This window comes from Leisingera aquimarina DSM 24565 (genome assembly GCF_000473165.1).
In the GTDB taxonomy this organism is placed as follows: domain Bacteria; phylum Pseudomonadota; class Alphaproteobacteria; order Rhodobacterales; family Rhodobacteraceae; genus Leisingera; species Leisingera aquimarina.
Window position 1 is genome coordinate 1,831,831 of record NZ_KI421504.1, and the last position, 24,973, is coordinate 1,856,803.

The following is a 24,973-nucleotide window of genomic DNA, read 5'->3' on the forward strand; positions in this document are numbered from 1 at the left end:
CTGATACCGGCGACTGGGTGACTTTGCAGCGCCTCAGGAGACCAACCCTCAATGGCACATTCATGGCAACGTCGACTCACCACCGTTCTTGCCAGTGACATTGTCGACTTTTCGCGCCTGGTTGGCAGCAATGAGGAAGCAGCGCTTGGCATGCTGCATCGACAGCGCGAGGAAGTGATCAACCCGCTTTTGACCAAATTCGGCGGACGGCTTGTCAACACTGCCGGAGACAGCATGCTTATTGAGTTCACAAGCGCCGTAGAAGCGGTCCGTTTTGCGACCGGCTTTCAAACCAAAATTGGCGAATTCAACAATGAGCTGCCCGCCGCAGAAAGGATGCTGCATCGGATTGGGATCAACGCGGGTGACGTTGTCGAAGACGGTGATGACCTTTTGGGCGACGGTGTGAATGTGGCTGCAAGGCTTGAAGCTCTGGCCCCACCTGGCGGTATCATCATTAGTCGTTCGGTGCGTGACCAAGTTCGTGATCGGTTATCTTTTCGCCTGCAAGATTTGGGCGAGATTAACGTCAAGAACATCGCGCGCGCCGTTCGGGTATTCCAACTTCTGCGAGAAGGTGAAGCCGCGCTGAAGGTGCCGCCACCAAACCGCCGCAATTCATTTCTGTTGATTGCGTCATTCTTGATCGCTGCAACAACCGCTATTGCTGCCTGGCTCTGGGTATCACGCACAGACTTCGAACCGGTGCTTCTCACTGAAATGTCGCAAGCTTTGCCTGATGGACCTTCATTCGCCGTGATGCCTTTCGACTATATCGGAGAAGACGCTGACCAGAACATTTATCTCGCTGACGGAGTGAGCGAAAATGTTATCGCCAATTTGGCGAATTTGCCTGAGACCCTGGTCATTGCGAAAAGTTCGACCTTTGCGTTCAAAGGAAAAGACTTCGACGTACGCGACGTGGCTGCGGAATTTGGGGTTCGCTATGTGCTCGACGGCAGCGTTCAATTGGTCGAGGACAGGATAAGAGTGACCGCGCAATTGATCGATGCGGTGGCCGGAAGACATCTGTGGTCCGAGACATTCGATCGCAAGATCGACGACTTCTTCAAAGTACAAGACGAGATAACGCTTGCCGTAGTCCAACAAGTTTATGACAAGACGGTCTCAGGCGAGCGTCTTGACGCGCATGAAACTGATAACCTTGAAGCATTTGCCGAGATGGCCAAAGGAGAAGCGCTTCGAGTCAAATTCACGCAAAGCGACAACTATTTGGCGCGGCAGCATTTTGCCCGAGCAGCAGATCTTGATCCTTCGTATGCTGCAGCGCAATCGCGGATAGGATTCACCCATCTGATGGACGCGCGTATGGGTTTTTCAACTGATCCAGCCCGTTCCATTTCTCTAGCCGAAGCGCACATGGAGCGCGCATTGGAATTGGATCCAGACAGGCCAGGGTCACTGGAAAGTTTTGCCCTAGTTCGAGTCATCCAAAAAAGACCGGATGAAGCCAGAGACCTGGCTTTACGTGCGGTGCGTCTCGGTCCTGGAGATGCGAGTGCGATCCGAGGCACAGCCTGGGTGCTGAAATATATTGGCGATTCCGAGGAGTCTCTCGAATTTTTTGCGCGAGCGGTTCGGATAACCCCTGTAACTCTTTGGTGGTTAATCGCCGATCAACACGGTGCGATGATGGACGCAGGAGAATTCGAAGCTGCATTCGCTTTGACCGACGAACTTCTCGCTGCAACTCCGGAGGCCTACAGAGCACATTTTTTTGCGTTGGCGGCGATTCCTGCCTGGCAAATCGGCGAAAAAGCCCGCGCTATCGAACTTATGGACGAAGCGCGGAAAATAAATCCTCAGCTATCAATTTCGGACTATAAGGCATTTGATCTCGCTTATGTCGACAATTCATTGCCAGAAAAACGCTACTTGATTCTGAAAGAACTTGGACTCTCTGACAGGCCAGAGTGAATGGCTGGATTGGGTTGCTCCTTAAACGGCGACGTCCGCCTAGCACGCACCGCTGCCCTTCACGCATTCCGCAGCATCCGGCACTTTGGGCTCAGAGTCAGGTTTCGCCGCCTGCCACACGAACAACTGCTGCCGATGCGGGAACGGCAGAGCGCTGCTTCTGGCGACACGATTTCAAAGGATTGGCCGAAATTATGGACGGCAGCTTCCGTTCGGCCTGGACCGTCGGCCTCGTTGCGCAAGCATTGGGCAGCGATGAGCCCACTTTGCATGATGCTGCGCTTCGTACAAATGTCTGAACTGGCATTCAGTATCGAGCTAGGTGAGCCTCTATGGAACCAAACCAATCGTCAGACAGCCGCGCCCATTCCCAAATGCACAGCGGTCAGATCAATGCAAACGCCTGCCACAGGCGCCAGTGCCGCGCGAGCGGCTTCGTCCTGGTCTAAGGTTTGTGGCTGCTGTCAGCGTGAGCTGCAGCGGCGATAAATCTGACAAGGAGGAAAGCGCGGGCGGATTTCGTTTCTATGGGGATTGCGGTTCAGGGCTTGGGAAGCCGATGGGCTGAGCTGCGAAGTCTGCGACGCCGATCAGCGCGGGCACGCTGATTGTTCCGATCCGATGCCACCGATCAGCCCTGTTCTCCGGCGCCTTGCCGCCGTTGCCCTTCCAGGTGTTTGCTAACGCAGCATCCGGTCGCAGGCGCGGCACGCTCATTGCTGCGTTGCAGCCGATTTCGCCAGACAGGTCATTCGAAGCCACGACGATTCCCAAATCTCAAACCGTCTTTTCGCTGCAACCAGGACCGATCATTGAAGAGCGGGATGAACCCGCCTTTTTCGGTCACGGCTATTGCTCATGCAGAAACTACTCGCATCTGCAGCAGGTCTTTTGCCGCGATACAGAATACTGCGCCGAAGCGGTCACTGAACTGCGTCATGGATCATCGAATCCATACCGACCCTTGGCCGCGTGCCGCCTGAAATGGGAGGGAGCGAGACAGAGTCGACATAGATGACGGCGAACCAAACGGTGCTCATTCGCGTATCGTTCAAATACCGTCTATTTGTCTTCGGACAATTAATCGGTGGACCGTCTAGGTTACACAACTGCACGCAAGGGTTTGTCGTGCATGAGAGACCGCACCTGATGTATCTCGTAACGCAGTTGAGTGTTTCGGCTCGTTTCGCGAAAGCGTTCGACCGACAAAAAACCATCGGCATCGAACTCAGGGTCAACTGTTGCAAGTCTTCGAACGGCCCGCTCAAGGCGTTCAGCGTCGTCCAGATGCAAAGCAGCGGCGGCACGGTATGCGGCGGCGCGTCTTGTCATACGAGGAAATGCTGTGGCTGCTTGAAAACAGGTCTCCCAGTCCCCTCGAACATAGTGCGCGATCACGCCCACTTCGCGGCAGTACTCTGGAAGGAAAGGATCAAGAGCCTCAGCCCGTGAGCCTCCCCCAATGAAGTGGTCCGCCCCTATGATTAGGAAAGCGGAGGACCATAGATGGCGATTAAGAGACCCAAGCCTGAAGAGATTGTCGTGAAGTTACGGCAGGTTGAAGTGCTGATGGGGCAAGGCATGCCCCGAATAGACGCCATTCGGCAGATCAGTGTGACGGAACAAACCTATTGCCGTTGGAAGAAGAAGTACGGCGGAATGGGCACAGAACAACTCAAGGAACTGAAGCGGCTCCAGAAGGAGAACGAGCGCCTTCGCCGTGCCGTTTCAGATCTTACACTCGACAAACTGATCCTGTCAGAGGCCGCAAAGGGAAACTTCTGAGCCCCTCGCGCCGCCGTGCCTGCATCGATCATGTGCGTAGCCAAATCAAGATTTCCGAACGCCGTGTATGCCGCGTCCTGGGCCAGCACCGATCCACGCAGCGCCGGTTGCCACTTGGGCGTGCTGACGAAGACCGCCTGGTCGAGGACATGATCGAGCTGACACGTCAGTATGGTCGATATGGCTACCGTCGGATTGCCGCTCTGCTGTGAGACGCAGGCTGGCAGGTGAACGACAAGCGCGTCGAACGTCTATGGCGGCGAGAGGGGCTAAAGGTTCCCATGAAACAGCCCAAGAAAGGGCGGCTCTGGCTCAACAATGGTTCGTGTGTTCGGCTGCGGCCAGAGTATCGCAATCACGTCTGGTCGTACGACTTCGTGCATCATCGAACAGACGATGGTCGAGCGTTCAGGACATTGAATATTCTGGACGAACACAGTCGGGAATGTTTGGCGACCCGGGTGAGGCGGCAGCTGAACTCGACCGAGGTCATTGATGTTCTGACCGACCTGTTCATTCTTCGGGGCGTGCCTGCTTACATCAGGTCTGACAACGGCCCCGAATTCATAGCTGAGGCCGTCAGAGGCTGGATCAAAGCAGTTGGGGCTAAGACCGCATTCATCGAACCCGGGTCACCGTGGGAGAACGGATATTGCGAAAGCTTCAACGGGCGCATGCGCGACGAGCTGCTGAACGGTGAGGTCTTTTACTCGCTGCGGGAAGCCCAGATCATCATCGAAAGTTGGAGAAAACACTACAACACCAGACGACCACACAGTGCTCTGGGCTACCGCCCACCGGCTCCAGAGGCCATTGTTCCGGTAGACCAAAGGCCAACCATGCACTAACTTTCAACTTGGACCACTCAAGCGGGGCCGCTCACCGGACCCGAGACACCGGAGTAAATCAATGGTGGTTCCTGCTGGTACTCGTCCCGCCAGCCAACTTCGCACTGATGGTGTTCCTGCTTTTCGTTCCGACTGATGAGTTCAAGGACGCCCACATTTAGCCTTCACACGCTAAGGGATGCCGGATTGGAAAGCAAAATACTCATTGTTGCTCCAAGAGTAGCCGTTCGCTAACCTCCCCCTAAAGGAGATTAGTTGAAGGGATTTACCCGATATTGTGGAGTTTGGATCACCGGCTCGCCTTTTCCCGGTTCTTGCAGAAACCAATCGAGAGCGCCGCGTAACGTCGATTTTCTTGGCTGTTCTTACGCAAGTACCCCCATTGGCAACGGAAATACTTGCCAGCCTCGGGCAGAGAGTTGGAACGCGTACCCGAATTTCCACGTTTACGGAAGTTGTGCTTAAGGAGAAGACCGACCAAGACTGCAGGCCAGATGGGCTTATTGTTCTGGAAAGCGGGAGCCGACGCTGGACCGCTCTTGTCGAGACCAAGATTGCCAAAAACGATCTATCCGACGATCAGGTTGTACGATACGTCGAGCTGGCGCGCGCGAATGGCGTCGATGCCGTGATTACTATTTCCAATCAATTCGTGTCGCGTGCGGACCATTCGCCGGTATCAGTACCGAAGAAACTCCTCAGGAAAACGGAGCTTTTTCATTGGTCGTGGTCATGGCTCGCTACCCAGTGTGAGCTTCTTTCACTCCAAGGAAGCGTTGAGGATGCTGAGCAGAGCTTTCTTATGGACGAGCTGATGGAGTTCCTCGGGCATCCCTCTACTGGGGTAGAGAGGTTCACCCAGATGGGTTCGGAGTGGAAAGGTCTGGTTCAGGCTGTATCCAACGAAACAGTTCTGAAACGAACCTCACCAGAAGTAGAAGAAGCTGTAGCCTGCTGGTACGCTGAAGAGCGAGATCTGAGCCTTCATCTATCAACATTCATTGGAACTGCCGTCAAAGCTCGCATTGAGCGCAAGTACTCCGATGACCCAGAGCTTCGAGCGCGCATTGCTGCGCAAACCCTTGTAGATACCCAAATCCTATCTAGCACCTTCCAAGTTCCCAATTTAGCCCTTGATATCAACGTTGTAGCAAATTTGGGGCTGCGTACCTTTTCAGCGTCTATGACACTCAAAGCACCCACAGATCGGAAATCGACCAAAGCAAGGGTGAATTGGCTTCTAAGAATGCTGCCCAAAGACGATGAGCGACTGTTGGTTTCAGGACTCTGGCCTGGCCGAGTAGCGCCGACAACCAAGTGTGTAGGCGAATTACGGGCAGATCCCACTGTATTGCAGGCTGACAACCCGGACTTAGTTCCTCATGGTTTTGAAGTGAAACTTGTGGAGCGAACTGGTGCTAGATTTTCTGGCCGGAAGACCTTCATTGAGGATCTGGAAGCTGTTGTTCCGGAGTTCTATGAGTTGGCGGCTGCGCATCTGCGAGCCTGGCAGCCTGGCCCTCCTCAGCCGGTGAAGAAGGCCTCTATGGAAGACGTTGAAGTTGAGGAGGAAGGTGCCGAATGAAGTGGTTTGGCATCGTTTTTCCTGGCCTGGCCTAGACTCAAGACGCCCTCGCGATGAGAAACTAAATCTGCGAGAACAAGCTGCTAATTGTGCTTGGCTTGTTCGCCATGTGGGAGATTGAGTGTTGAAGATTCTACGGCTGCTTCGGCGTGCGACATTCCTGATTTGGTTATCGGCTGGACTTGTCGTTTGCTCAGCAACACTTGCGACATGGGCCTTTCAGCTTTCACTGCAAGTAGCATCTTTGACCGCGAGCGCGGCAACGACCGCTGTTAAGCATAGGAAAGAGATTACGAAGGCTGTGGCACGAGCAAAAGCAAAAGCTCGGTTGCGTCGTGTTCTCACTGCGGTCCCAGCAGTTGGGGCGGGTGCTGCAGTTGCTTTTGAGGCGCAAGACTATAGCTCCTGTCAAGAGCAAAACCCTGAAGGCTCGGTATCAGACTACGCTTGCGAGGTAGCCGAGCTAAGCGCTGAAGTTGTTGACGATGTCCTTCAAGAACTCCCAGAAATGGTTCGACCAACACCAGAGTGGGTTCTGGCACAGCTTCCCGAGTGCAATGTGAATAGTTAACCACACACCACACCGGCCAACGCCACCACCAGTTCTCCACCGTCACCACTGGTCAGCGGGTCGATAGCGGCAGGCTGGGAAGTTGGTAGCGGCTCGGCAACAGCGGGTTGGCTGGGGTGTTCAGTGAGAGGCCGATGGCTGGGGTGGTAGGATTCGAACCTACGATGCACAGTACCAAAAACTGCTGCCTTACCACTTGGCTACACCCCATCGGTGAGGCGCTGTCTAAAGTTTGTTGCAGGGGGGTGCAAGAGGGTATTTAAAAAAAATGCAGTTCCTGTCCCGCTCTCGTTAGGAAATCTGCATGGGCCCGAGCTTTCATCAGCTGACTGCAAGCCGGTGCCCTTGGAAACCGTATTCACCTTAAGGGTTTACGGATCTTTTGCATGAAGCGGTTTGAGAGCCTGCCAAGTTCATAAAAGAGGGGGCGGCCCGCTTTTCCGGCGCGCGCCGACGGGTGCGGAGGATGTGGCCAGCCCGAAACGGGCTGGCGCGGGTTTGTGTCCGCTTCAGGACCCCCAAATGGCCTGATGCGCCTCTTCACCGCTCTCGAAAATATGCGGCTGCACACTGCGGCTGGCGAGGGTGCCTTGCATTTTCAGGCGCATGAAGGCGCTGGTGGTATAGTGGGCGATCGAGGCGCTGTGGCGCTCCAGCGTCTGCCCGACTGCGGCCGCGTAGGCATCCTGCAGATCCTCGGCAATGCGGAAGCCGTTCTGATTCATCACCATGTTCACATCCTGGCCGCTTTTGACAAAGGCATCTTGAAGGACCCGGGTCAGGTCCTCGATGTCGCGCTTTTTCTTGACGCTCCAGCCTTCGAGGTTGAGGAACATGGTGTGGCGTGCGGCATCATAAGTGATCCGCTCCGGCAGGTTCAGGTTCAACAGGTCGTTCATCAGTCCCATCGGCTCATCCCGGAAGATGCGGGGGTCCATTTGGGTGACATTCTCGATGATCGGCTTGAACTCCATCTGGTCAAGAATATCGCGCTGCAGGTCGATGCCGGGCGCGATCTCGATCAGCTCCAGCCCCTTGGGCGTCAGCTGCAGCACGCAGCGTTCGGTCACGTAAAGCACCGGCTGTGAGCGCTGCGAAGCATAAGGACCTGAGAAGGTGATCTGTTCGATCAGGCGGACGAATTTCTTGTTGCGTCCTTCCTGGACGATGCGCAGTTTGCCGTCCTCAACCGCTACCTTCAGTCCGCCAGCGGTGAACGTGCCGGCAAAGACCACGGCGCGGGAGTTTTGCGAGATGTTGATGAAGCCGCCGCAGCCATTCAGGCGGCCCCCGAAGCGCGAGGCGTTGACGCTGCCCTCAGCATCGCATTCGGCCATGCCGAGGCAGGTGAGGTCCAACCCGCCGCCGTCGTAGAAATCGAACATCTGGTTCTGGTCGATGATGGCGTCGGCGTTGGCGGAGGAGCCGAAGCTGGAGCCGCCTGCCAGTACGCCGCCGACTGCCCCGGCCTCGGTGGTCAGGGTGATATAGGGGGTGGCCTTTTCTTCGTTTGCAACGGCGCCGACGCCATCGGGGGCGCCGACACCCAGGTTCACCGCGCCATTAGGCGGCAGTTCAAAGGCGGCGCGGCGGGCGATGATCTTGCGCTGGTCCAGCGGCATCTTGGCGATACCCTCCACCGGCACCCGGATTTCACCGGACAGGGCAGGGTTGTGCTGCACGCCGTAATTCATCCGGTGCATTTCCGGGTCGTCCGCCAAGCAGACGCAGTCCACCAGCAGGCCGGGGATCTTGACGTCTTTGGGTTTGATCGAGCCGTCCTCGACAATGCGCTCGACCTGGGCGATGACGATGCCGCCGTTGTTATGGGCGGCCATCGCCTGGGCCAGGCAGTCCAGCGTCAGCGCCTCACGCTCCATGCTGATATTGCCAGAGCGGTCGGCGCTGGTGCCGCGGATGAAGGCGACGTCGATCTTGGTGGCCTTGTAGAACAGCCATTCCTCGCCATCGACTTCGTGGTAGCGGACGATGTCCTCCTCGGTCACCTTGTTGACCTTGCCGCCGCCGTGGCGCGGGTCGACATAGGTGTGCAGGCCGACCTTGGAGAACAGCCCCGGCTGGCCCGCGGCACAGGCGCGGTAAAGCTGCGAGATCACCCCCTGCGGCAGGTTGTAGCCGCAGATCTTGTTCTCTTGCGCTGCCTGCGCAACCTTGGGCATCCGTCCGAAGTTGCCAGCAATCACCCTGCGCAGCAGCCCGTCGTGGTGCAGCCGTCCGGTTCCCAGACCCTTGCTGTCACCGGCGCCTGCGCACATGATCAGGGTCAGGTCGCGGGGCGCGCCTTCCTCGAGGAACCGCTTTTCCAAGGCCGCGTGCAGCATTTCCGGGATGCAGCTTTGCACAAATCCGGTAGTGGTCACGACATCCCCGTCCCGGATCAGCGCCATTGCCTGTTCGGTGGTGGTTGTCTTGTCTTTCATGGCGGCGCGTCCTCCCCGATGCCTGTCGCCTTCCGCCAGGGCTTTGCGGCCTTGCGGAAACTGATCGGGCATTCTAGCCGCGGGCCGGGCGGCGCCTGTCCTTTGATTGCGTCAGCGGATGGGGGACATACGACATGACGCCCTGCGGGCTGGGGCGAAGTTTCCGATCGGCGGCTGGCTGTTGCCGATGCGGCGGGCAGCGTGTCTCATCCAGGTGGCCGCGCATCAGCCCGGTTGCAGTCAGAACAGGCTGTCGCCGGATTGAAACCAGTCGCCCATGCTGATGCCCTCCAGCACAACGGACCAGTTTGCACCATCCGAAAACTTCAGACCGCCTTCAGTGTCCTCAATATGCAATGCTCGGCGCATTGGACCCGTCACTTTGATTTCATCAAGGCCAAGTTCAAAATCTGTTATGGTATCATCCCCATGGTGCCGGGTCCTGAACAGAAAACGGTCGTCGCCAGCGCCGCCGGTCAGCAGATCATTACCAGTGCCGCCGGTCAGAGTGTCGGCATGCAGGCCGCCGTCAAGCGTGTCGTTACCTTGGTTACCGGACAGTCTGTCCATGCCGCGCCCGCCTGACAGTTCGTCGTTGTCCTGCCCTCCCGTGAGATGATCCTTGCCAGTGCCGCCAAAGATGAAGTCTTCCCCGGATCCGCCATTCAAATAGTCCCGGCCAGCGCCTCCGTTCAGGAAATCGTCCCCCTGGTTGCCTGCAAGCGTGTCCCTGCCACGGCCCCCCTGAAGGTCATCGCCGCCGGCCCGGCCAGCCAGGCTGTCGGCACCATCGCTGCCGAACAGGAAATCGCGCCCGGTTCCGCCTGCCAATGTGTCGTCACCCATGGTGCCTGGAATTCTGTCCATCGCTGTAAAGATGTCTTTTTGAACCGCGCTGAGATCGGTGTTGCGCAGAATTACATCGGACAGTTTTGTGTCCCATAGTGCCTTCAGCTCGCTGGCGGGAATACCTTGGCGTCCTTCACTCCAGAATGGATCGCCGTCGCGCAGGCGGGTGAACTGGTCCACCATCACCGTGGTAAAGGTTTCCCCAAGCAGCCCGCCGCCGGACGGGTCTTCGGCCAGCCCGCCAACCCAAGCGTCGACCAGATCGGTCTCGCCGTAGGCCTCTTCCAGCCTGGCAGCCAGACCGGCATCTTGCGTGATATCAGTAAAGCTTTCTGCCCGGTCAAGGCCAAGCGCTTCCCGCAGGCCGTTATAGCTGGCAACCCCCAGATCGCGCCCGCGTTGAATGTTCAGCGCTGCCAGGTCAAGTCCGCCCGCGCCGGGCGGCCCGAACAGGAACGAACGCACATCCTCGACGACCAGGGTGTCAACTGCTTCGGAGGCTTGGGTTGCAGCACCGCGCATGACGTTTTCGATCATGTCCGGTTCCTTCAGCAGGTGCGGCTGAAAGAACGCGTCCCGCAACGCCAGCAGGCCGGCGGTTCCGTCAGCTGCCACCAGCTGCAGATTGGCCGGCAAAAGCGTATGCCCCAGCCGGAACACGGCTGTAGAAAACTCGATTGCTATGCCAGGGTTCACGTCCGGGTCATAGCCCTGATAGCCCCCAAGCGCGTCCTGGCCGATCAAAAGGGGGAGAAACTCCTTGAAGGTGACACTCTGCACCAGCGCTTCGACCCTGGCGCGGGCCGCCTCAAACAGCTGGTCATCTGTCAGGTCGGGATCCCTTGCGGCCAGTTCCTCAACCAGCCGGTTGTGCTCGCGGGTGAAAATCGTGTGCATCGAGGACAGGGGCACATTTTCTGCGGCGCGGACGTCCCCGGTCAGGAAGCCGTCGCCATCCCGGGCCAGATACCCGTCCTTGGTCATCCGCAGCCCGCCGCCTTCGTCCCGCATTGCTGCGACAGTTTCCACCGTCGAGCCATAGATCATGGAGGCATCGATAAATGCGGTGATCTCATTGAGGTACTCACCGTCCTGCTGTGCCACGCGGGTAAAGGGAATGACCGCCTCACCGGTGCTGAAGGGATCGAAAAACGGATCTCCCGCCGGGACTTCGATATCTGCCCCGGTCTGGCTTTCGGCCCCGGTCAGGGACAGGTCATGGTCCAGAAACTGCCCCCAGATCCACAGGAAATCCGATGCGCCGGCAGTATTCAGAGTGCTGCTGTCTTGCGCAGAAAGGATGTTTGAAATCTCACGCGGGTTGGGCCGGTCTGACCCGGCCATGCCGCCATCAGAGGTCAGGCCGCTGGGCGCTAAATGCAGCAGACCTGTGCCGGTTGCCCCCCAAGTTGGATTTTCGGAATGTGCGGCATAGCCATCGGCGGGGCGTGCGGCCCCGATCTGCAAATTGGACATGTGATCCCCCAATCACTCATTAACTTTCACCAAAACTGCAATTGTGTGCGGCTCGCAATCCCCGTGCGAGCGGTGTCGGCAAACGCCTTCCCAGGTTCCGGAAATGCACTCAAACCGGGACACAGACAGGCATCCAGTGTATCACGAATTAGTGTGATTTTGTGTATTGTCGTGATTTTCGTGGCGGATCAGCGCCATTGCGTCACAGGTGAAGCAAAAGGCCAGGACCCTGCGTGTCAGGCTTGACGGACCCGCGGCGCTGCTCCAGCGGCGGCCGGAGTATCAGCCCATTTGGCGATTTGCTCCAGCAGCTGCTGCTTCCGCATCGGCTTGGAAAGGAATTCAACCATGCCTGCGGCGCGGCAGGCCGCTTCGTCGGTGCTCAGCACATTGGCGGTGAGCGCAATGACCGGGCAGGGCGCCCGGCCGTTCTCTTGCTCCCAGGCCCGCAGGCAGCGGGTGGCTTCAAGGCCATCCATCACCGGCATCGACATGTCCATCAGCACCAGATCGAAGCGTTGTGCGGCGAAGGTGTCCACCGCCTCCCGCCCATTGCTGCAAATGGTCAGCTGAATGCCGGAAGGGGCCAGCATTTTCTGCAAAACCAGCTGGTTGGTGCGATTGTCCTCAGCTGCCAGCAGGCGCAAGTGGCTGAATTGGCCGGCTGTTTGCCCGGTGCTGGGCAGCGCAGCGGCGGCAGCCACGGGTGCGCCGGTGTTCAGGACCTCCTGCAGGGTCTGCAGAAGCAGTTTGTTGCGTGCCGGTTTCATCAGCACACGCAAAGTCTTGCACTCCTTCAGCGCTTCATATTCGGCCAGCAACTGGCCGCCGGTGCAGAAAACGATCGGCATGTCCCGGCACCCAGGTAAGCTGTGCAGGTTCCTGCACAGGCTTCTGGCTTGCTCCAGCGGCAGGCTGGTTTCAACCAGCACCAGATCCGGTTGCTGCTGGTCTGCAGCCATTGCGGCCACTTTCTCCGGTAGGCCGTCCATGCCGTGAAGCGCGATTGTGTCTGCCCCCCAGAGAGCCAGCTGGCGCAGCCGCACGTCGCGGGCAAAGGCCAGATCCGCAGCCACAGCCACCAGTTTGCCCGCAAGCGGCCGGGCAGGGGGCGGCACCGGAGCGGCAACCGGCAGGGTCAGGCAAACAGTGAAGCAGGACCCTGTGCCGACCTCCGAGTCCACATCGATCCGCCCGCCCATAGCCTGCGCCAGACGCGACGAGATGGCCAGACCCAGGCCAGTGCCCTCAAAACGCCGGGCGGTGGTGCTTTCGACCTGCTCGAAGGCATGAAAGATCTGGCCGATACTGTCTTCGGGGATACCCACCCCGGTGTCGCGTACATCGATGCACAGTGGAATAGCATGGCTGGCGTCGTAGTTAAGGGTAATGCTGATAAAACCTTCCAGGGTGAACTTTACCGCGTTGCCCACCAGGTTCATCAGAACCTGCCGCACCCGGCCGCTGTCGCCGGTAAAGACGGCAGGCGTGTTTTCCGGGATGTCGATACAGATTTCCAGCCCCTTGGCGGATGCGCTGGGCGACATCAGCGTGGCGACGTCATAAATCACGTCGCGCAGGTTGAAGGGCTGCTCCAGCATCTGCTCTTTTCCGGCCTCCAGCTTGGAGAAATCGAGAATGTCGTTGACGATGCGCAACAGCGCCTCGGACGATGCCAGGATGGTGCCGGTGCAGGACTGCTGTTCAGATGTCAGGCTGGTTTCATTCAGCACTTCCGCCATCCCCAGAACCCCGTTGATCGGCGTGCGGATTTCGTGGCTCATCGTTGCCAGGAAGCGGGATTTGGTCTCGGTGGCCGCTTCTGCCCGGGCTTTTTCCTGCTGCAGCCGCTCGGCGATCCGCTTCTTTTCCACCAAGCTGAATTCCAGCGTGTCCAGCGCCGCAAATACCGCAGAAATCTCACATGCTTCGTGGGACGGCGCAGATTGCTCCCGGCTCGCCAGCCGCCGCAGTTTGGAAGCCGCCAATTGCATCGAGCCAGAGATGGCATGTGCCTTGCGCATGGCAAAAATCAGTGCTGCAAGCATAAGCAGTGCAGTACCGGTCAGTCCCAGAACAAAAATACGGGACAACGCCCGGTTTGCCGCCGCAACGGCCTGTTCGGCATGCACAGCCGCCAGGCCGGTCACGGTGGCAGCTTGCCGGGTAACGGCCTCGCTGCTCATCATCAATGTGCTTAGTGTGGGGACTTCCTGTGCAGGTTTGATGCCCAAAAGCACAACCGCCAACTCGCACCACTCCGACAGCGCATGGTTCAGGGTTTCAGCCTCGGCCCGCAATGGCCCGGGCAGCGGCTGCTTCAGCAATGCGCTGAGATCGCTGTTGATTTCCTTGAGTTGAGATTGAAACTGGCTGGCCACTTCCTCCTGCGGGATCAGCCGCGTCATCGCCAGAACGTCTTGGGCATAAACTTGGGCGGCAGTGATGCCCGTGCTGACGCCGCTGGCGCGCCGGGTCACCTCAAGCGACGATTCCAGCACCGCGTCTTTCCGGCTGGAGGCATACATCGCCATGCTGCCGATCAGCAGCGCCGCGAGCAGTGCCGCAACCGCAATCACCAGAACCGGCAGCACGGTGGAGCGTTTGATATTCATAAGCGGGAACCCTCAGCCATGCGCTTCAGTTCGCCGGCAGAATAGGGGTTGGCACATTGGTTTCAGTATCCGTCAGCGTTTGCAGAAAGGCGATCAGGTCGGTGATTTCCGCTTCGGTGGCGGCAAAACCCTCGATATCCGGCGTCCGGGTTGCCCTGGCCGCGCCGCCGCCGGCATAATGGCGGACCACGTCCCGCAACGAGGTGAACGAGCCGTCGTGCATGTAAGGCGCCCGCAGAGCGATGTTGCGCAGCCCGGGGGTCTTGAAACGGTAGTTCTGGTCTGGATCCGCCGGTGTCAGGCCGCCGCCGCCCAGATCGGTTGTTTGCATCCCGATGTCATGCAGCTGGTTGTCCGTGAACATCCAGCCGGAATGACAAGACACGCAATTCGCCCGCCCATTAAACAGTGCAAAGCCGCGTTTGGCGGCCTCCGGCACTGCAGTTGCATCCCCGCTTACCCAGCGGTCGAAACTGGCTACGCCGCTGACAATCGTGCGCTGATAGGTGGCGAGTGCGGTCAGGACGGTCTCCTTGCGGATCCCCCGCCCAGGGAACAGGCGCTCGAACCAGAAATTGTATTCATGCACCGCAGTCAGGCGGGCGGTGATGCCGTCAAAGGTCGCGTTCATCTCATCCGGAGCAGTAATTGGTCCAATAGCCTGCTGTTCCAGGCTGTCCGCGCGCCCGTCCCAGAACAGCGGGGTGATCCAGGCGGCGTTCAGGAGTGTCGGCGCATGGCGGCGCACCGGCTTATTTGCAGCACCAATGGCTTTGGGAACCGGGGTTTCCCAGCCGAAAGAAGGGTTGTGGCAGCTTGAGCAGCTGATGTTCCGGCCGCCGGACAGGCGCGGATCGAAGAACAGCATTTTGCCTAAGGTGGCAATTTCGCGGCTGTAGGGCGCAGCCTCCGGGAACGGCACGGCAGCAGGCCGCTTGAATGCTTCAAGCCCGGCGGGTTGCGCCAGGCTCTGGACGGCCCATAGCAGCAGCGGCACTACAGCAGCGGCAGCAGCTTTCCACTGCATTTAGGACCTCCCCACACTATCCAAAGCCTAGTTACCCGGATCCAAAGCCTAGTTACCCGGAATAGCACTCTCTGAGAAGGCCGTTAAATTTGCGTAAGCTTTGCCGTCTCTACGGCCTCATGTGTGCACTAGGTCCGGTGCTGGGCCTGCGTCCCTGACACTTTCTTGGGTCCCGCACGCCGGGTTGCCAGCCAGGGACCGGTTTTCAGCACCATCAGCGCAAACCCTGCGGTCCATAAACCTCCGGATACGGTGATGCCGGTCCAACCTGCGGCCAGTTCGGTGCTGCCTGCAACCCGCAAAGCGGCAGACGCTATGACCAGTGCAAAGGCAGCGGTCAGAGCCGGGCCTGCAACCAGCGGGCGGCCGCTGTGGCCCATGGTGGCGCGCATCATGACGGCCAGTGTCATGCCTCCAACGGCGCCGATACCCAGAATATGCGCGGCCGCGGCGGGTTCGAGCAAGCCAGATGGCACTGCCGCAGCGGCAATCAGCCCTGCAGGCACCAGCGCATAGGCCGCATGCAGCATGAACAGCAGCGGCTCGCCCAGGCCGGCCAGCCCGCACCAGCGTGCCAGCCGCAGGGCGTGCAGCAGTCCGGCCGCCAAAAGCAGCACGCCGCTGACGGCAGCCCAGGGTGCTGCGGTCCAGGCGAGTAAAGCGGCAGCACCCGACGCGAGGGTCACGGCATCGAATGTGCCGAATGGAACCGGCATCTTCTCGGCGCCGTGTTTGGCCAGCCAGTTGCGGGTGAAACTGGGGATGATCCGCCCGCCGATCAGCATGATCAGAAAGATCAGCACAGCAATTCCCAATCGGCGCGAGATATCAGCCGCTCCCTCGGTCATTGCCTCAATATAGAAGCAGGCATTGGCCAGGCCGAGCAGGGTAACCGGCACCAGGACCTTAAGGTTGCGCCAGTTTTCGCCCGCGATGATCTCGCGTGCGATCATCACAACCACAGCGGCCAGAAAGGCGCAGTCTACTGCCATCACTCCCAGCGCGGGCAGCCCCAGCCAGCCGGCAGCGGCGAACCGTCCCAGCAGCCAAAGGCCAGAGAGCAGCGCCAGCGGCCAGCCGCGGGCGGACATCCGCCCGGTCCAGTTGGGAACCGCGGTGAACAAAAAGCCCGCCACAACGGCGGCGCCATAGCCGAAGATCATCTCGTGGATGTGCCAGTCGGTTGGCAGAAACGGGCCGCTGTAATCCAGATCGCCTCGCCAGATCAGCAGCCAGGCCGGGATCACGGCCAGCGCAAACAGGCAGGCGCCTAGAAAAAACGGCCTGAAGCCGAAGGAAAACAGAACAGGTCCGGTATAGTCGGTTCGCGCAGCCATCACGGCCTCCATACGTCCGGTCAAAGACAGGCGGGCGGCACTGGTCAGGTGCCGCCCGCCGGTTCAGCGCAAGGGACGCAATCTTTCGCCGAACCCCGTGGATCAGCTCCGGCGGGCAGGGAGGAGGGAGGCTCCCCCAATTCCGGTTTCCCGTTTTTACCGCACGGTTGTTTCCTCTGGCTTCACTATGCGATAACGGCGGGGTCAACTCTTTGTCCTCTAGCAAACTTGCGGTGCATTCTTGTCCAAGCTCGATGAAAGCCTCCTGACCGGGCTGCCGCCCTTCAGCCGCCTGGAGCGCGGCCAGATCCGCGAAATCCTCGATCAAGCGCTGCCCAAACGCTATGACGAGGGCAATGAGATCTTTCACGAAGGCCATGACGCAGAGCGATTCCACCTGCTGCTGGACGGCTACATCCGGGTGGTGAAGACCACCGAGGGCGGCGAGCAGATCATCGCACTGCATATTTCACCGGGCCAGCTGTTCGGCATTGCGCCCGCGCTGAACCGTGACACTTATCCGGCGACCGCGGTGGCGGCCTCGGAATCGCTGGCGCTGTCCTGGCCGGTGCGGATGTGGCCGGAGTTCACCGCCAAGTACCAGGGCTTTGCCACCGAGAGCTACAACACCCTGGGCCAGCGGCTGGGAGAGATGCAGACCCGGATCACCGAACTGGCGACGCAGGCGGTGGAGCAGCGGGTGGCGGCGGCGCTGTTGCGGATGGTGACCCAGTCGGGCCGCAAAGTGGAGGAGGGGATCGAGATCGCCTTCCCGGTGACCCGCCGCAATATCTCCGAGATGACCGGCACCACGCTGCACACCGTCAGCCGGCTGTTGTCAGCCTGGGAAAAGGACGGCATCGTTCATTCCACTCGCAAGCACATCGTGGTTACGGACCCGCATCGGCTGGTGGTCCTGAGCGGGGTGCAGGGCTAGAAACATAGTGAAGGCTCGAGTCGTCGGCACAACGGTTAAGGTCAGATTTCCTGAAGGTTTTTCGATGCGGGCCGGGGTGCCGCATTGCTTTCTGGCGCGGCCTGCGGCCGGCGTTGACAAACCTCGGAAGGAGGAAGCCGCGGGGGTTGGGCGTTGTCTATGGGGAAGAGGAATTGCGGTTGATGGCAACACTGCCACCAGCGCACCTCTGATCTATTTGCGTGCGTCAGCAGCAGCCATTCGCAGCGGATATCTCATTGAGTGAAGGAGCGCCGGATATTTGCAGCGATCATCCGGAATGACGGGCGCAGCGGGCTTGGGCCGTCCGTCCAGGAGCGGCCAGTGCTCGTTGGATTGGATGGGCAAGCATCGTGTATGCGGCCTGCTCCTTTGGTGGCGCGCGCGACATCGGTTTCCGGCCACGGCGGAATATCCCGACGATGCGCATGGGGCCGCCGCAGCAGGAGCATTGTTCGCGCAAGGAGAGCGGAGCGATCTCGGCTTCGGGCTCTGGCGTGGCGGCTTGTTCAACGCGTTGGACGCAGAGCAAAGCGCGGATTTTCGTGATGTTTGCTTTGCGTGCAGGGCTGGCCAGAAGGCCATAGTGCCGGATGCGGCGGAAGCCGTCAGGTAGAACATGCATCAGGAAGCGGCGGATGAACTCGAACGTGGCCAGCCGCATGGCCTTTGGGCGATCACCGGATTTGATGCGGCAATCCTTCCAGCGGAAGGCCACGGTACCGGCATCGGCGGTGATCAGACGGGCGTTCGAGATGGCGGCCCGGTGGGTGTAACGGCTCAGGCAGGCCAGAACCGCCTCCGGCCCGCCGAAGGGCGGTTTGGCATAGACAACCCATTTGGAGCTGCGGAACCGGGCGAGCCATTTCGCAAAGGCATTCGCCTGTGCCAAGAGATCGAGATCGCTGAAGAAAATGAGCTGGCCTGCGCGGTGCAAATCCATCAGCCCATCCAGAAACAGGCGCCTCTGGAAGGAGGACTGCGCCGCCGCAATGGTCCGCAATGACATCCTCCGGGCAGCCCGGCGGCTTGGGCGGACAATTTGGAAGCGGTGGTCTGGCGGCTGCGTCCGAAGTCGGGTCGAGGCGAAGATGCGCGGTCTCAAATCCTTTAGCGAGAGGACCGCATCGCGAGACCCCGACCGCCAAACCGCCGAAATCCACATCCGCATTGCACCCATGAACCGCTTCAACGCGCGCGGCCAAGCCGAGATCGAACGCGTCGTCTGGCATCAATGGGAAAAGGGGCAGTCACGTTTCAGGAGGGAGTTACGCAACAACGCCCATTGGCGCCTAGTTCGGCCGCATGGCCACCAGCAAGACGCCCAGTTCATCTTCCAGCTCCTGAAGTTTCTTCAGCTGGTCTTCGGGCAGGGCTGCGGTGTTTGCCTCGACACCCGCCAGCGCCACCACCGGGCTGCCGATGTCCTTTTCCAGGCTCTTGATCGCGTCCAGTTTATCGGCCTCAAGCGAGGCAAGCGGGTAAAGCATGGTGGTCTCCTCTCTGTTGGTGAGTTCGACTATAACCGATTCTTTCTTGCTCAGACCTGCGCGGAACGAAAAAGGCCCCGGCTCCCGCCAGGGCCTCTCTCTCGATTCAGGCGCGATCAGGCGCGCTGCGCGCTGTCCGCGTGGGTGACCACATCCGGCTCCAGGTCCCAGATCTTGCCGTCCAGCCCATCGATCTGATCGTCTTCCGGCACCCGCAGCCCCACGGTCCGCTCCAGGATGAAGGACAGAACCAGCGCGGTGACAACACCGGTGCCGATGCAGACAGCCGTGCCCGCCAGCTGCATCATCAGCGAGATTTCCCCGTGCTGGAAGGCATAGGCGCCTTCCTCAACCCCGAAGTAACCGCCGCGCGGGGTGCCGGCCTTGAACAGGCCCAGCATAACCATGCCTAGGGTGCCGCAGCCCAGGAACAGCGGGAACAGCTTGTGCTCGTCGATGCCGCGCTTCAGCGTGAACTCATAAACCGCATAGGCCGCAAAGGGTGCCACAAGCCCGACAATGAACGCCTGCCAGGGCAGGTAGACGTCAAAGCCAGAGGCGCCGGCGACATAGCCCGCCAGCGGCCCTAGCAGCGTATAGGCGTATTTGCCCGTGGCATAGGCGATCAGCAGGCCGGTCACCGCACCGCCGGCCCAGACCAGCGCATAGTTGTTGATGGCGATGCCGACGCTGGTGTCGGCCATGGTGATACTGACGGCCAGCGCTTCAGGGTCAAAGAAGAACAGGCAGGACAGGATCACCATCGGCAGGCCGGCAAAGATCAGCAACAGGCCCGGCGCGCACAACCCGATGCTTGGCGCCAGATAGGCCGAGATCCGCGGATGCGGTGCCATCATGCCGGGGCGCGCCCCCAGCTTGGGCGTGAACACCAGCGCCATGCCGGCCGGGAACAGGTAAACGAAACCGACGCCGAAGAAATCGTGGAAGCCGGCATTGGTCAGCGGGCCGACCGACCCCCAGGTTGCCCAGCTCAGGCCCGAGGACACCACCGCGGCGACGATGCAGGTGATGAAATAGGCCGAGGCCTTCATCCGTTCCGACACCGCGAAATGCAGCAGGATGTTAATGATCCCGGCAAATACCGCCAGGAAGAAGATGAAGATCTGGAAGGTGTTCAGCCCCGGAAATGTTCCCGGATCCGTATGATGCGCCATTGCATTGGTCAGGGCGCCGCCCAGCCACCAATCTTTGATGGAATCCATCATGGTCGCGCCTTCCATGATGTAATACTGCCCGGCCCACAGGCCAAAGCCGATGATGTAGTAAGTCGCGAACCCCAGGAAGAACCCCAGTGTCTTTTCAATCGTCGAGTTGAACAGATTTCTGCGCCGTGCAGTGCCTGCGTCGATCAGCAGCAGGCCGACGACGACCAGAATGGCTCCGACGATCCCAGAAGCGTACAGAATATTCTGCACCAGTGAATTCAGCGTAACTTGCTGAGCGTGTATCGTGCTCACGTCCAATGGCATTTCCAGTTTTCTCCAAGTTGGTTTGTCGTCCTGCCGGTTGTTTGCCACCAGCTTTGACAGTCCGGCAAATGCTGCCGCCAAAGGGCCGAGCATGCCGGTTCGAAACGCACCAGGCCGGTCAGGTTCTCTGACGCGTCTGGTTCCAGGAAAGGATGGCGCATACGGGGCACTTTACAATAAAAATTTTTACCTTGTGGAAATAAATTTTCATATGCGGCATGTGCGGCGGATGCATGACGCATCCCGCGTTGCCGGACAGGGGAACGGCCTGGCTTCCAGCCGTCCAGGGTGCCGGAATCAACCGGCCCCACCAGATACCGCGACGCAGAAAAACCGTCCTGCCACAGCTTTCGCGCCGCGGGGCCGGCCCGGCTGCCTGTGTGTCCCGGGGGCTGTCTGCCGCCCCGAATCAAACCGGCGCATCGCACGCGACTGCAGGGAATGCCGCACTGCGGCGGCAGTTCACTGCCCCGAAATGGCAGGCTGAGGGTCGAAATTCCGGTGAACTCCCGCCGATTTACCCGCTGGACCCGCGGCATTTTGTTCCCCCATGCAAGAATTTTTCCTATACTCTCAAAATAATAGCCAGAACATACCGGCAGCCTGGGAGGAAAAAGAACATGATCCGCTCTGAGTTGATTCAGATGATTGCAGACGAAAACCCGCACCTGTATCAGCGGGATGTGGAGAGGATCGTGAACACGGTGTTCGAGGAAGTGACCGATGCGATGTCCCGCGGCGACCGGGTAGAGCTGCGCGGCTTTGGCGCCTTTTCGGTCAAAAAGCGGGACTCGCGGACCGGCCGCAATCCCCGCACCGGTGAAACGGTCCATGTCGAGGAAAAACATGTGCCGTTCTTCAAGACTGGCAAGCTCTTGAGGGACCGCCTGAACGGGAAAGCCTGATGCGTTACATTCGCTACGCGGTTCTTGGGGCTCTGGCCATTGCGCTGGTATCGGTTGCCCTTGCAAACCGCTCTGTTGTCGAACTGAAACTGATGCCCTCGGCACTGGCTGAGCTGTTTGGTTTCAACTTCACCATTGCGCTGCCGCTGTTTGCTGTGGTGCTGGGCGGGGTTGGCGCCGGGCTGGTGATCGGTTTCCTGTGGGAATGGCTGCGCGAGCACAAGCACCGCAGCGAAGCCGCACAGAAGACGCGCGAGGCGCGGAGGCTGAACCGCGAAGTGAGCAAGCTGAAAAAGCAGAAGAACGAAGGCAAAGACGAAGTTCTGGCGCTTTTGGAAGACGCAGGCTGACACCGCCATGACAGAGATCCGGGTCAAGATCTGCGGGCTCAGCGCGCCGCAGGATGTTGTAGCCGTGGCCGGGGCAGGGGCGGCTTATGCCGGTTTTGTGTTTTTTCCCAAGTCGCCGCGCAACGTCAGCATCGAACAGGCCGCAGCTTTGGCTGTCGAGGCCCCCGTCGGCCTGTGCAAGGTGGCGCTGACAGTAAACGCCACAGATGCAGAGCTTGATGCGATCACAGACGCGGTGCCGCTAGATATGTTGCAGCTCCATGGCAAGGAAAGCCCGCAGCGGGTGGCCGAGGTGCGCGCACGGTATGGCCTGCCGGTGATGAAGGCGGTGGGCATCGCCGATGCCGCCGATCTGTCGCAGATTGCTCTCTACGAACAGGTGGCCGATCAGCTGCTGATCGACGCCAAACCGCCCAAGGAGGCCGCGCTGCCCGGCGGCAACGGCCTTGCCTTTGACTGGCGGCTGCTGGCGGGGCGGAAATACTGGCAGAAACCCTGGATGCTGGCGGGCGGTCTGACCCCGGACAACGTCGCCGAAGCGATCCGCATGACCGGTGCGCGTCAGGTCGATGTCTCCTCCGGTGTTGAAAGCGCGCCAGGGCAGAAGGACGCCGCGCTGATCGAACGTTTCACAGTGGCCGCTTTGGCCGCCCGGGGCTGACACCCCCGGCACTTTGGAACAGAGCCCTGACACCTTGGGCCGTGCAGAGACAACGTTTAGCACGCGGGCGAATACGCCCGTCCGCTCCGCCTGTTGGCGGCGGCGCCAATATTTTCCTCTTGATGTTCAGGACCGGCAGCAAGCAGTAACAAACCGATGGGGTGGATGGCTCCTGCTCGAACCGGCGCCGCAATGCGCCATGATGCAGTTGCCTGCTGCAAGAGGAGCCGCCCAATGCAGGTTGCAACAGCCGGCCTTGATCTGGCCAAGAACATCTTTCAGGTTCACGGGATTGCCCCAGAAGGGAACATAGTCTTCAATCGGCCGCATCGGCGCCCGCAGGTTCTGTCCTTTTTTGAGCGTTTGGAGCCATGCCTGATCGGAATCGAAGCTTTCGGCACCAGTCATTGCCGGGCGCGCGAACTGACGCGGCTGGGCCACGATGTGCGGCTGATGCCGCCCATGCATGTCAAGCCGTACGTCAAGCGAGGCAAATCAGACGCCATCGATGCGGCGGCAATCTGCGAGGCGGTGACCAGGCCCTCCATGCGGTTCGTCGAAGTCAAATCCACTGATCAACGGGCGCTCCTGTCATTGCACCGTGCGCGAGACTTGATTGTTCGCCAACGGACTCAGTTGATCAATGCGCTGCGCAGCCTACTGGCCGAGTTCGGCGTCTGCATCGCCCGCGGACTGGCACGGGTGATCAGTTTTGCCGAAGGCGTGGTTGAAGGTACAGACCTTGGGCTGCCTTCCGTCGCGCAGGACGTGATCCGTAACCTGTCCCAGCAATTGAGAACCCTTCATAGCCAGGTTCGCTGGCAGGAGGCAGGAGGCAGGAGGCAGGAGGCAGGGCTGCGGCTGGAAGCCAAACGCGATGCGCGGGTTCAGTTGTTGCAGACCATCCCGGGTGCCGTCGCGGTGACGGCTTCGGCGATTGCTGCAGCCATTGGTGGTGGCCCTCAGTTCAGAAACGGCCGCGAATTCGCCGCGTGGCTCGGCCTGACGCCTGCCAACAAGTCGAGCGGCGGAAAGGAGCGATTGGGCAGGATCACCAAAATGGGCGGCCAGTATCTGCGGCAGTTGCTGGTTGTCGGCATGACCTCTCTGGTCCGGCAGACACGGTCCCATCCCAACCGTGCCAGCAAGTGGCCGACAGCGCTGCTCGAGCGTAAACCAGCCCGCGTGGCGGCCGTGGCGATGACGAACAAGACGGCCCGGATCCTTGAACCGCCCCGGGTTTGCCGGAGGCTTCACCTCCTGATTAGGATGAAGCCACAATGAGCAAGACAACAAACAAGTATTCTCCTGAGGTCCGCGAGCGTGCGGTGCGGCTGGTGCTGGACAAGTGAGCCATTGAGGCGCCATTGGTTCGCGCCCAATGGCGAACGGCCAGCACAGTTCCCGTTGGCAGGCGATCATGTCGAGCTCCGCAAAGACCGGCTGTCCGGCGCATACGCTGAATGAGTGGGTTAAGAAGGCAGAAGCCGACAGCGGCAAGCGGGCGGGCGTGCCAACAGATGCAGCCGGCAAGATGAAGGCGCTGGAGCGGGAGAACCGCGAGCAGCGCCAGGCGAACGAGATCCTCCGCAAAGCCTCCGCGTATTTTGCGATGGCGGCGCTCGGCCGCCGGTCGAAGTGATGGTGTCATTTACCGGCATGCATCGCGCGGAGCATGGGGGCAAGCCGATCTGCATTCGCCATTGCCGCTCGGACCAATGGCGCGGCATGTCTCATTCCTGCCGATTGCCCCTTCCAGGTATTATGAGCACCTGGCGAAGCGGGCCGGTCCGGCCCGGTTGTCGGAGCGTGCCCGGCGTGACGCGGCATTGCGGCCCGAGATCCGGCGGGTTTTCGAAGAGAACTGGCGGGTCTATGGCGTGCGGAAGGTCTGGCGGCAATTGCAGCGGAAAGGCTTTGACGCCGCCCGCTGCACGGTTGCTCGGCTGATGAAGGGCATGGGTATTCAAGGCGCTCGCCATTGTCCTCGGACCAATGGCGGACAAAGGCTCGCTCATTGATGCCTATGCCCGCAAGATCGCCGGCCCCCTCCCGGCAGATCTGGCATGGCCAAATCGCCTGCCGGTCAATGGGTCGTGTCAGCACCCCGGCGCATGCCGGGTTCGTTCTCGATGCTCTGGAGCAGGCTGTTCACGAGCGGCGGCCGGCAAAGGCGATGGGGCTTGTTCACCACTCCGGCCGCCGTTCTCGGCGATGCTCGCATCGCCTGTCACGCAGTGGGTCAGCCAATACCTGTCGATCAAATACACAGAGCGGTTGGGAGAAGCTGGTATCGAGCCCTCTGCCGGCAGCGCCGGAGACAGTTGCGACAATGCCTTGGCCGAGACGATCAACGGCTTGTTCAAGGCCGAGGCCGTTCACCGCCGCGGCCCTTGGCGCAACTTCGAGGCAGTGGAATACGCAACACTCGAATGGGTGGACTGGTTCAACAGCCGCCGCCTGCTTGAGCCTATCGGGAACATTCCGCCGGCAGAAGCAGAGGCCAATTTCTACGCCGCCCTGGAAACTGAGGACATTGCCGCGCAACTAACTGAAATCAGCCTCCGGCAAACCCGGGGCGGTTCACGTCCGGGCTGTTCTGACAAGGAAAGAGCCTTATTCGCCAAGGGCTGTCTGAACCCAATTGAGA

The 24,973-nt window shown here is 59.9% G+C and carries 15 protein-coding genes, 1 tRNA gene, 4 pseudogenes and 1 other annotated feature; of the genes and pseudogenes, 10 read left to right on the forward strand and 10 right to left on the reverse strand.

The window, feature by feature from the left end; translation table 11 throughout:
* Positions 1 to 51 precede the first annotated feature (51 nt).
* A complete protein-coding gene (locus AQUI_RS0113110) occupies positions 52 to 1,938 on the forward strand; it encodes an adenylate/guanylate cyclase domain-containing protein (RefSeq protein WP_027257920.1) in 1,887 nt (628 codons plus the stop codon).
* 1,101 nt (positions 1,939 to 3,039) lie between these two features.
* Here the strand turns inward: AQUI_RS0113110 and AQUI_RS30745 are convergent.
* Positions 3,040 to 3,270 carry a hypothetical protein gene (locus tag AQUI_RS30745; protein WP_156916825.1) on the reverse strand — a complete coding sequence of 77 codons (231 nt, stop codon included), beginning with the start codon at positions 3,268 to 3,270 and terminating at the stop codon, positions 3,040 to 3,042.
* 174 nt (positions 3,271 to 3,444) lie between these two features.
* Here AQUI_RS30745 and AQUI_RS27900 point away from each other — a divergent pair.
* Both AQUI_RS27900 and AQUI_RS0113135 read left to right on the forward strand, forming a co-directional pair.
* Positions 3,445 to 4,571, forward strand: a pseudogene (locus AQUI_RS27900) (IS3 family transposase).
* A 277-nt stretch (positions 4,572 to 4,848) separates the two neighbouring features.
* A complete protein-coding gene (locus tag AQUI_RS0113135; RefSeq protein ID WP_169730790.1) occupies positions 4,849 to 6,156 on the forward strand; it encodes a hypothetical protein in 1,308 nt (435 codons plus the stop codon).
* Between the two features lie 706 nt (positions 6,157 to 6,862).
* On the opposite strand, the gene AQUI_RS0113140 is transcribed toward AQUI_RS0113135, so the two are convergent.
* The 6 genes from AQUI_RS0113140 to AQUI_RS0113165 form a co-directional block, all read right to left on the reverse strand.
* Positions 6,863 to 6,937: transfer RNA gene (locus AQUI_RS0113140), tRNA-Gln, on the reverse strand.
* A 299-nt stretch (positions 6,938 to 7,236) separates the two neighbouring features.
* Positions 7,237 to 9,168, reverse strand: a complete 1,932-nt coding sequence (locus AQUI_RS0113145) for an acyl CoA:acetate/3-ketoacid CoA transferase (RefSeq protein ID WP_027257924.1) — start codon at positions 9,166 to 9,168, stop codon at positions 7,237 to 7,239.
* Between the two features lie 240 nt (positions 9,169 to 9,408).
* On the reverse strand, positions 9,409 to 11,493 hold the full coding sequence (locus AQUI_RS0113150; protein WP_027257925.1) for a peroxidase family protein: 2,085 nt from the start codon (positions 11,491 to 11,493) through the stop codon (positions 9,409 to 9,411).
* Positions 11,494 to 11,729: 236 nt separating this feature from the next.
* The gene (locus tag AQUI_RS27905) at positions 11,730 to 14,108 is read right to left on the reverse strand and encodes a response regulator (RefSeq protein WP_051371892.1); all 2,379 of its coding nucleotides are present in this window, start codon (positions 14,106 to 14,108) and stop codon (positions 11,730 to 11,732) included.
* Between the two features lie 25 nt (positions 14,109 to 14,133).
* A complete protein-coding gene (locus AQUI_RS0113160; protein ID WP_027257926.1) occupies positions 14,134 to 15,135 on the reverse strand; it encodes a cytochrome-c peroxidase in 1,002 nt (333 codons plus the stop codon).
* A gap of 128 nt (positions 15,136 to 15,263) precedes the next feature.
* A complete protein-coding gene (locus AQUI_RS0113165; protein WP_027257927.1) occupies positions 15,264 to 16,472 on the reverse strand; it encodes an NnrS family protein in 1,209 nt (402 codons plus the stop codon).
* 241 nt (positions 16,473 to 16,713) lie between these two features.
* Here AQUI_RS0113165 and AQUI_RS0113170 point away from each other — a divergent pair, with 241 nt between their 5' ends.
* Positions 16,714 to 17,409 carry a Crp/Fnr family transcriptional regulator gene (locus tag AQUI_RS0113170; protein WP_027257928.1) on the forward strand — a complete coding sequence of 232 codons (696 nt, stop codon included), beginning with the start codon at positions 16,714 to 16,716 and terminating at the stop codon, positions 17,407 to 17,409.
* Between the two features lie 376 nt (positions 17,410 to 17,785).
* Here AQUI_RS0113170 and AQUI_RS27910 read toward each other — a convergent pair.
* A pseudogene (locus tag AQUI_RS27910) lies at positions 17,786 to 18,394 on the reverse strand (IS91 family transposase); the annotation flags it as partial.
* Here AQUI_RS27910 and AQUI_RS30750 point away from each other — a divergent pair.
* Positions 18,381 to 18,650: pseudogene (locus AQUI_RS30750) on the forward strand (IS5/IS1182 family transposase); the annotation flags it as partial. The pseudogenes AQUI_RS27910 and AQUI_RS30750 sit on opposite strands and share 14 nt — an antisense overlap.
* Before the next feature lie 69 nt (positions 18,651 to 18,719).
* Here the strand turns inward: AQUI_RS30750 and AQUI_RS0113180 are convergent.
* Positions 18,720 to 18,917 carry a hypothetical protein gene (locus AQUI_RS0113180; protein WP_027257929.1) on the reverse strand — a complete coding sequence of 66 codons (198 nt, stop codon included), beginning with the start codon at positions 18,915 to 18,917 and terminating at the stop codon, positions 18,720 to 18,722.
* A gap of 116 nt (positions 18,918 to 19,033) precedes the next feature.
* Entirely contained in the window at positions 19,034 to 20,407 is a 1,374-nt protein-coding gene (locus tag AQUI_RS0113185; protein WP_027257930.1) for an ammonium transporter, read from the reverse strand.
* Positions 20,408 to 21,027: 620 nt separating this feature from the next.
* Here AQUI_RS0113185 and ihfB point away from each other — a divergent pair.
* The 5 genes and pseudogenes from ihfB to AQUI_RS32475 form a co-directional block, all read left to right on the forward strand.
* Positions 21,028 to 21,312, forward strand: a complete 285-nt coding sequence (ihfB, locus tag AQUI_RS0113190) for an integration host factor subunit beta (protein ID WP_024091416.1) — start codon at positions 21,028 to 21,030, stop codon at positions 21,310 to 21,312.
* The gene (locus AQUI_RS0113195) at positions 21,312 to 21,662 is read left to right on the forward strand and encodes a LapA family protein (RefSeq protein WP_027257931.1); all 351 of its coding nucleotides are present in this window, start codon (positions 21,312 to 21,314) and stop codon (positions 21,660 to 21,662) included. The genes ihfB and AQUI_RS0113195 overlap by 1 nt, the downstream gene beginning before the upstream one ends.
* 7 nt (positions 21,663 to 21,669) lie before the next feature.
* A complete protein-coding gene (locus tag AQUI_RS0113200) occupies positions 21,670 to 22,323 on the forward strand; it encodes a phosphoribosylanthranilate isomerase (protein ID WP_027257932.1) in 654 nt (217 codons plus the stop codon).
* A 234-nt stretch (positions 22,324 to 22,557) separates the two neighbouring features.
* Complete coding sequence (locus AQUI_RS0113205) at positions 22,558 to 23,607, forward strand: IS110 family RNA-guided transposase (protein WP_027257796.1); 1,050 nt, start codon at positions 22,558 to 22,560, stop codon at positions 23,605 to 23,607.
* Positions 23,604 to 24,867 (forward strand): annotated as a pseudogene (locus AQUI_RS32475) (transposase); the annotation flags it as partial. The gene AQUI_RS0113205 and the pseudogene AQUI_RS32475, both read left to right, overlap by 4 nt.
* Positions 23,923 to 24,077: a sequence feature (AL1L pseudoknot), on the forward strand. (Overlaps the previous pseudogene by 155 nt.)
* Positions 24,868 to 24,973: the final 106 nt, after the last annotated feature.

Coding starts and splice junctions, on each gene's coding strand:
- AQUI_RS0113200 (WP_027257932.1), top strand. CDS start 21,670: ATGACAGAGATCCGGGTCAAGATCTGCGGGCTCAGCGCGCCGCAGGAT.
- AQUI_RS30745 (WP_156916825.1), bottom strand. CDS start 3,270: ATGACAAGACGCGCCGCCGCATACCGTGCCGCCGCTGCTTTGCATCTG.
- AQUI_RS0113165 (WP_027257927.1), bottom strand. CDS start 16,472: ATGGCTGCGCGAACCGACTATACCGGACCTGTTCTGTTTTCCTTCGGC.
- AQUI_RS27905 (WP_051371892.1), bottom strand. CDS start 14,108: ATGAATATCAAACGCTCCACCGTGCTGCCGGTTCTGGTGATTGCGGTT.
- AQUI_RS0113160 (WP_027257926.1), bottom strand. CDS start 15,135: ATGCAGTGGAAAGCTGCTGCCGCTGCTGTAGTGCCGCTGCTGCTATGG.
- AQUI_RS0113180 (WP_027257929.1), bottom strand. CDS start 18,917: ATGCTTTACCCGCTTGCCTCGCTTGAGGCCGATAAACTGGACGCGATC.
- AQUI_RS0113145 (WP_027257924.1), bottom strand. CDS start 9,168: ATGAAAGACAAGACAACCACCACCGAACAGGCAATGGCGCTGATCCGG.
- AQUI_RS0113195 (WP_027257931.1), top strand. CDS start 21,312: ATGCGTTACATTCGCTACGCGGTTCTTGGGGCTCTGGCCATTGCGCTG.
- ihfB (WP_024091416.1), top strand. CDS start 21,028: ATGATCCGCTCTGAGTTGATTCAGATGATTGCAGACGAAAACCCGCAC.
- AQUI_RS0113110 (WP_027257920.1), top strand. CDS start 52: ATGGCACATTCATGGCAACGTCGACTCACCACCGTTCTTGCCAGTGAC.
- AQUI_RS0113185 (WP_027257930.1), bottom strand. CDS start 20,407: ATGCCATTGGACGTGAGCACGATACACGCTCAGCAAGTTACGCTGAAT.
- AQUI_RS0113150 (WP_027257925.1), bottom strand. CDS start 11,493: ATGTCCAATTTGCAGATCGGGGCCGCACGCCCCGCCGATGGCTATGCC.
- AQUI_RS0113205 (WP_027257796.1), top strand. CDS start 22,558: ATGCAGGTTGCAACAGCCGGCCTTGATCTGGCCAAGAACATCTTTCAG.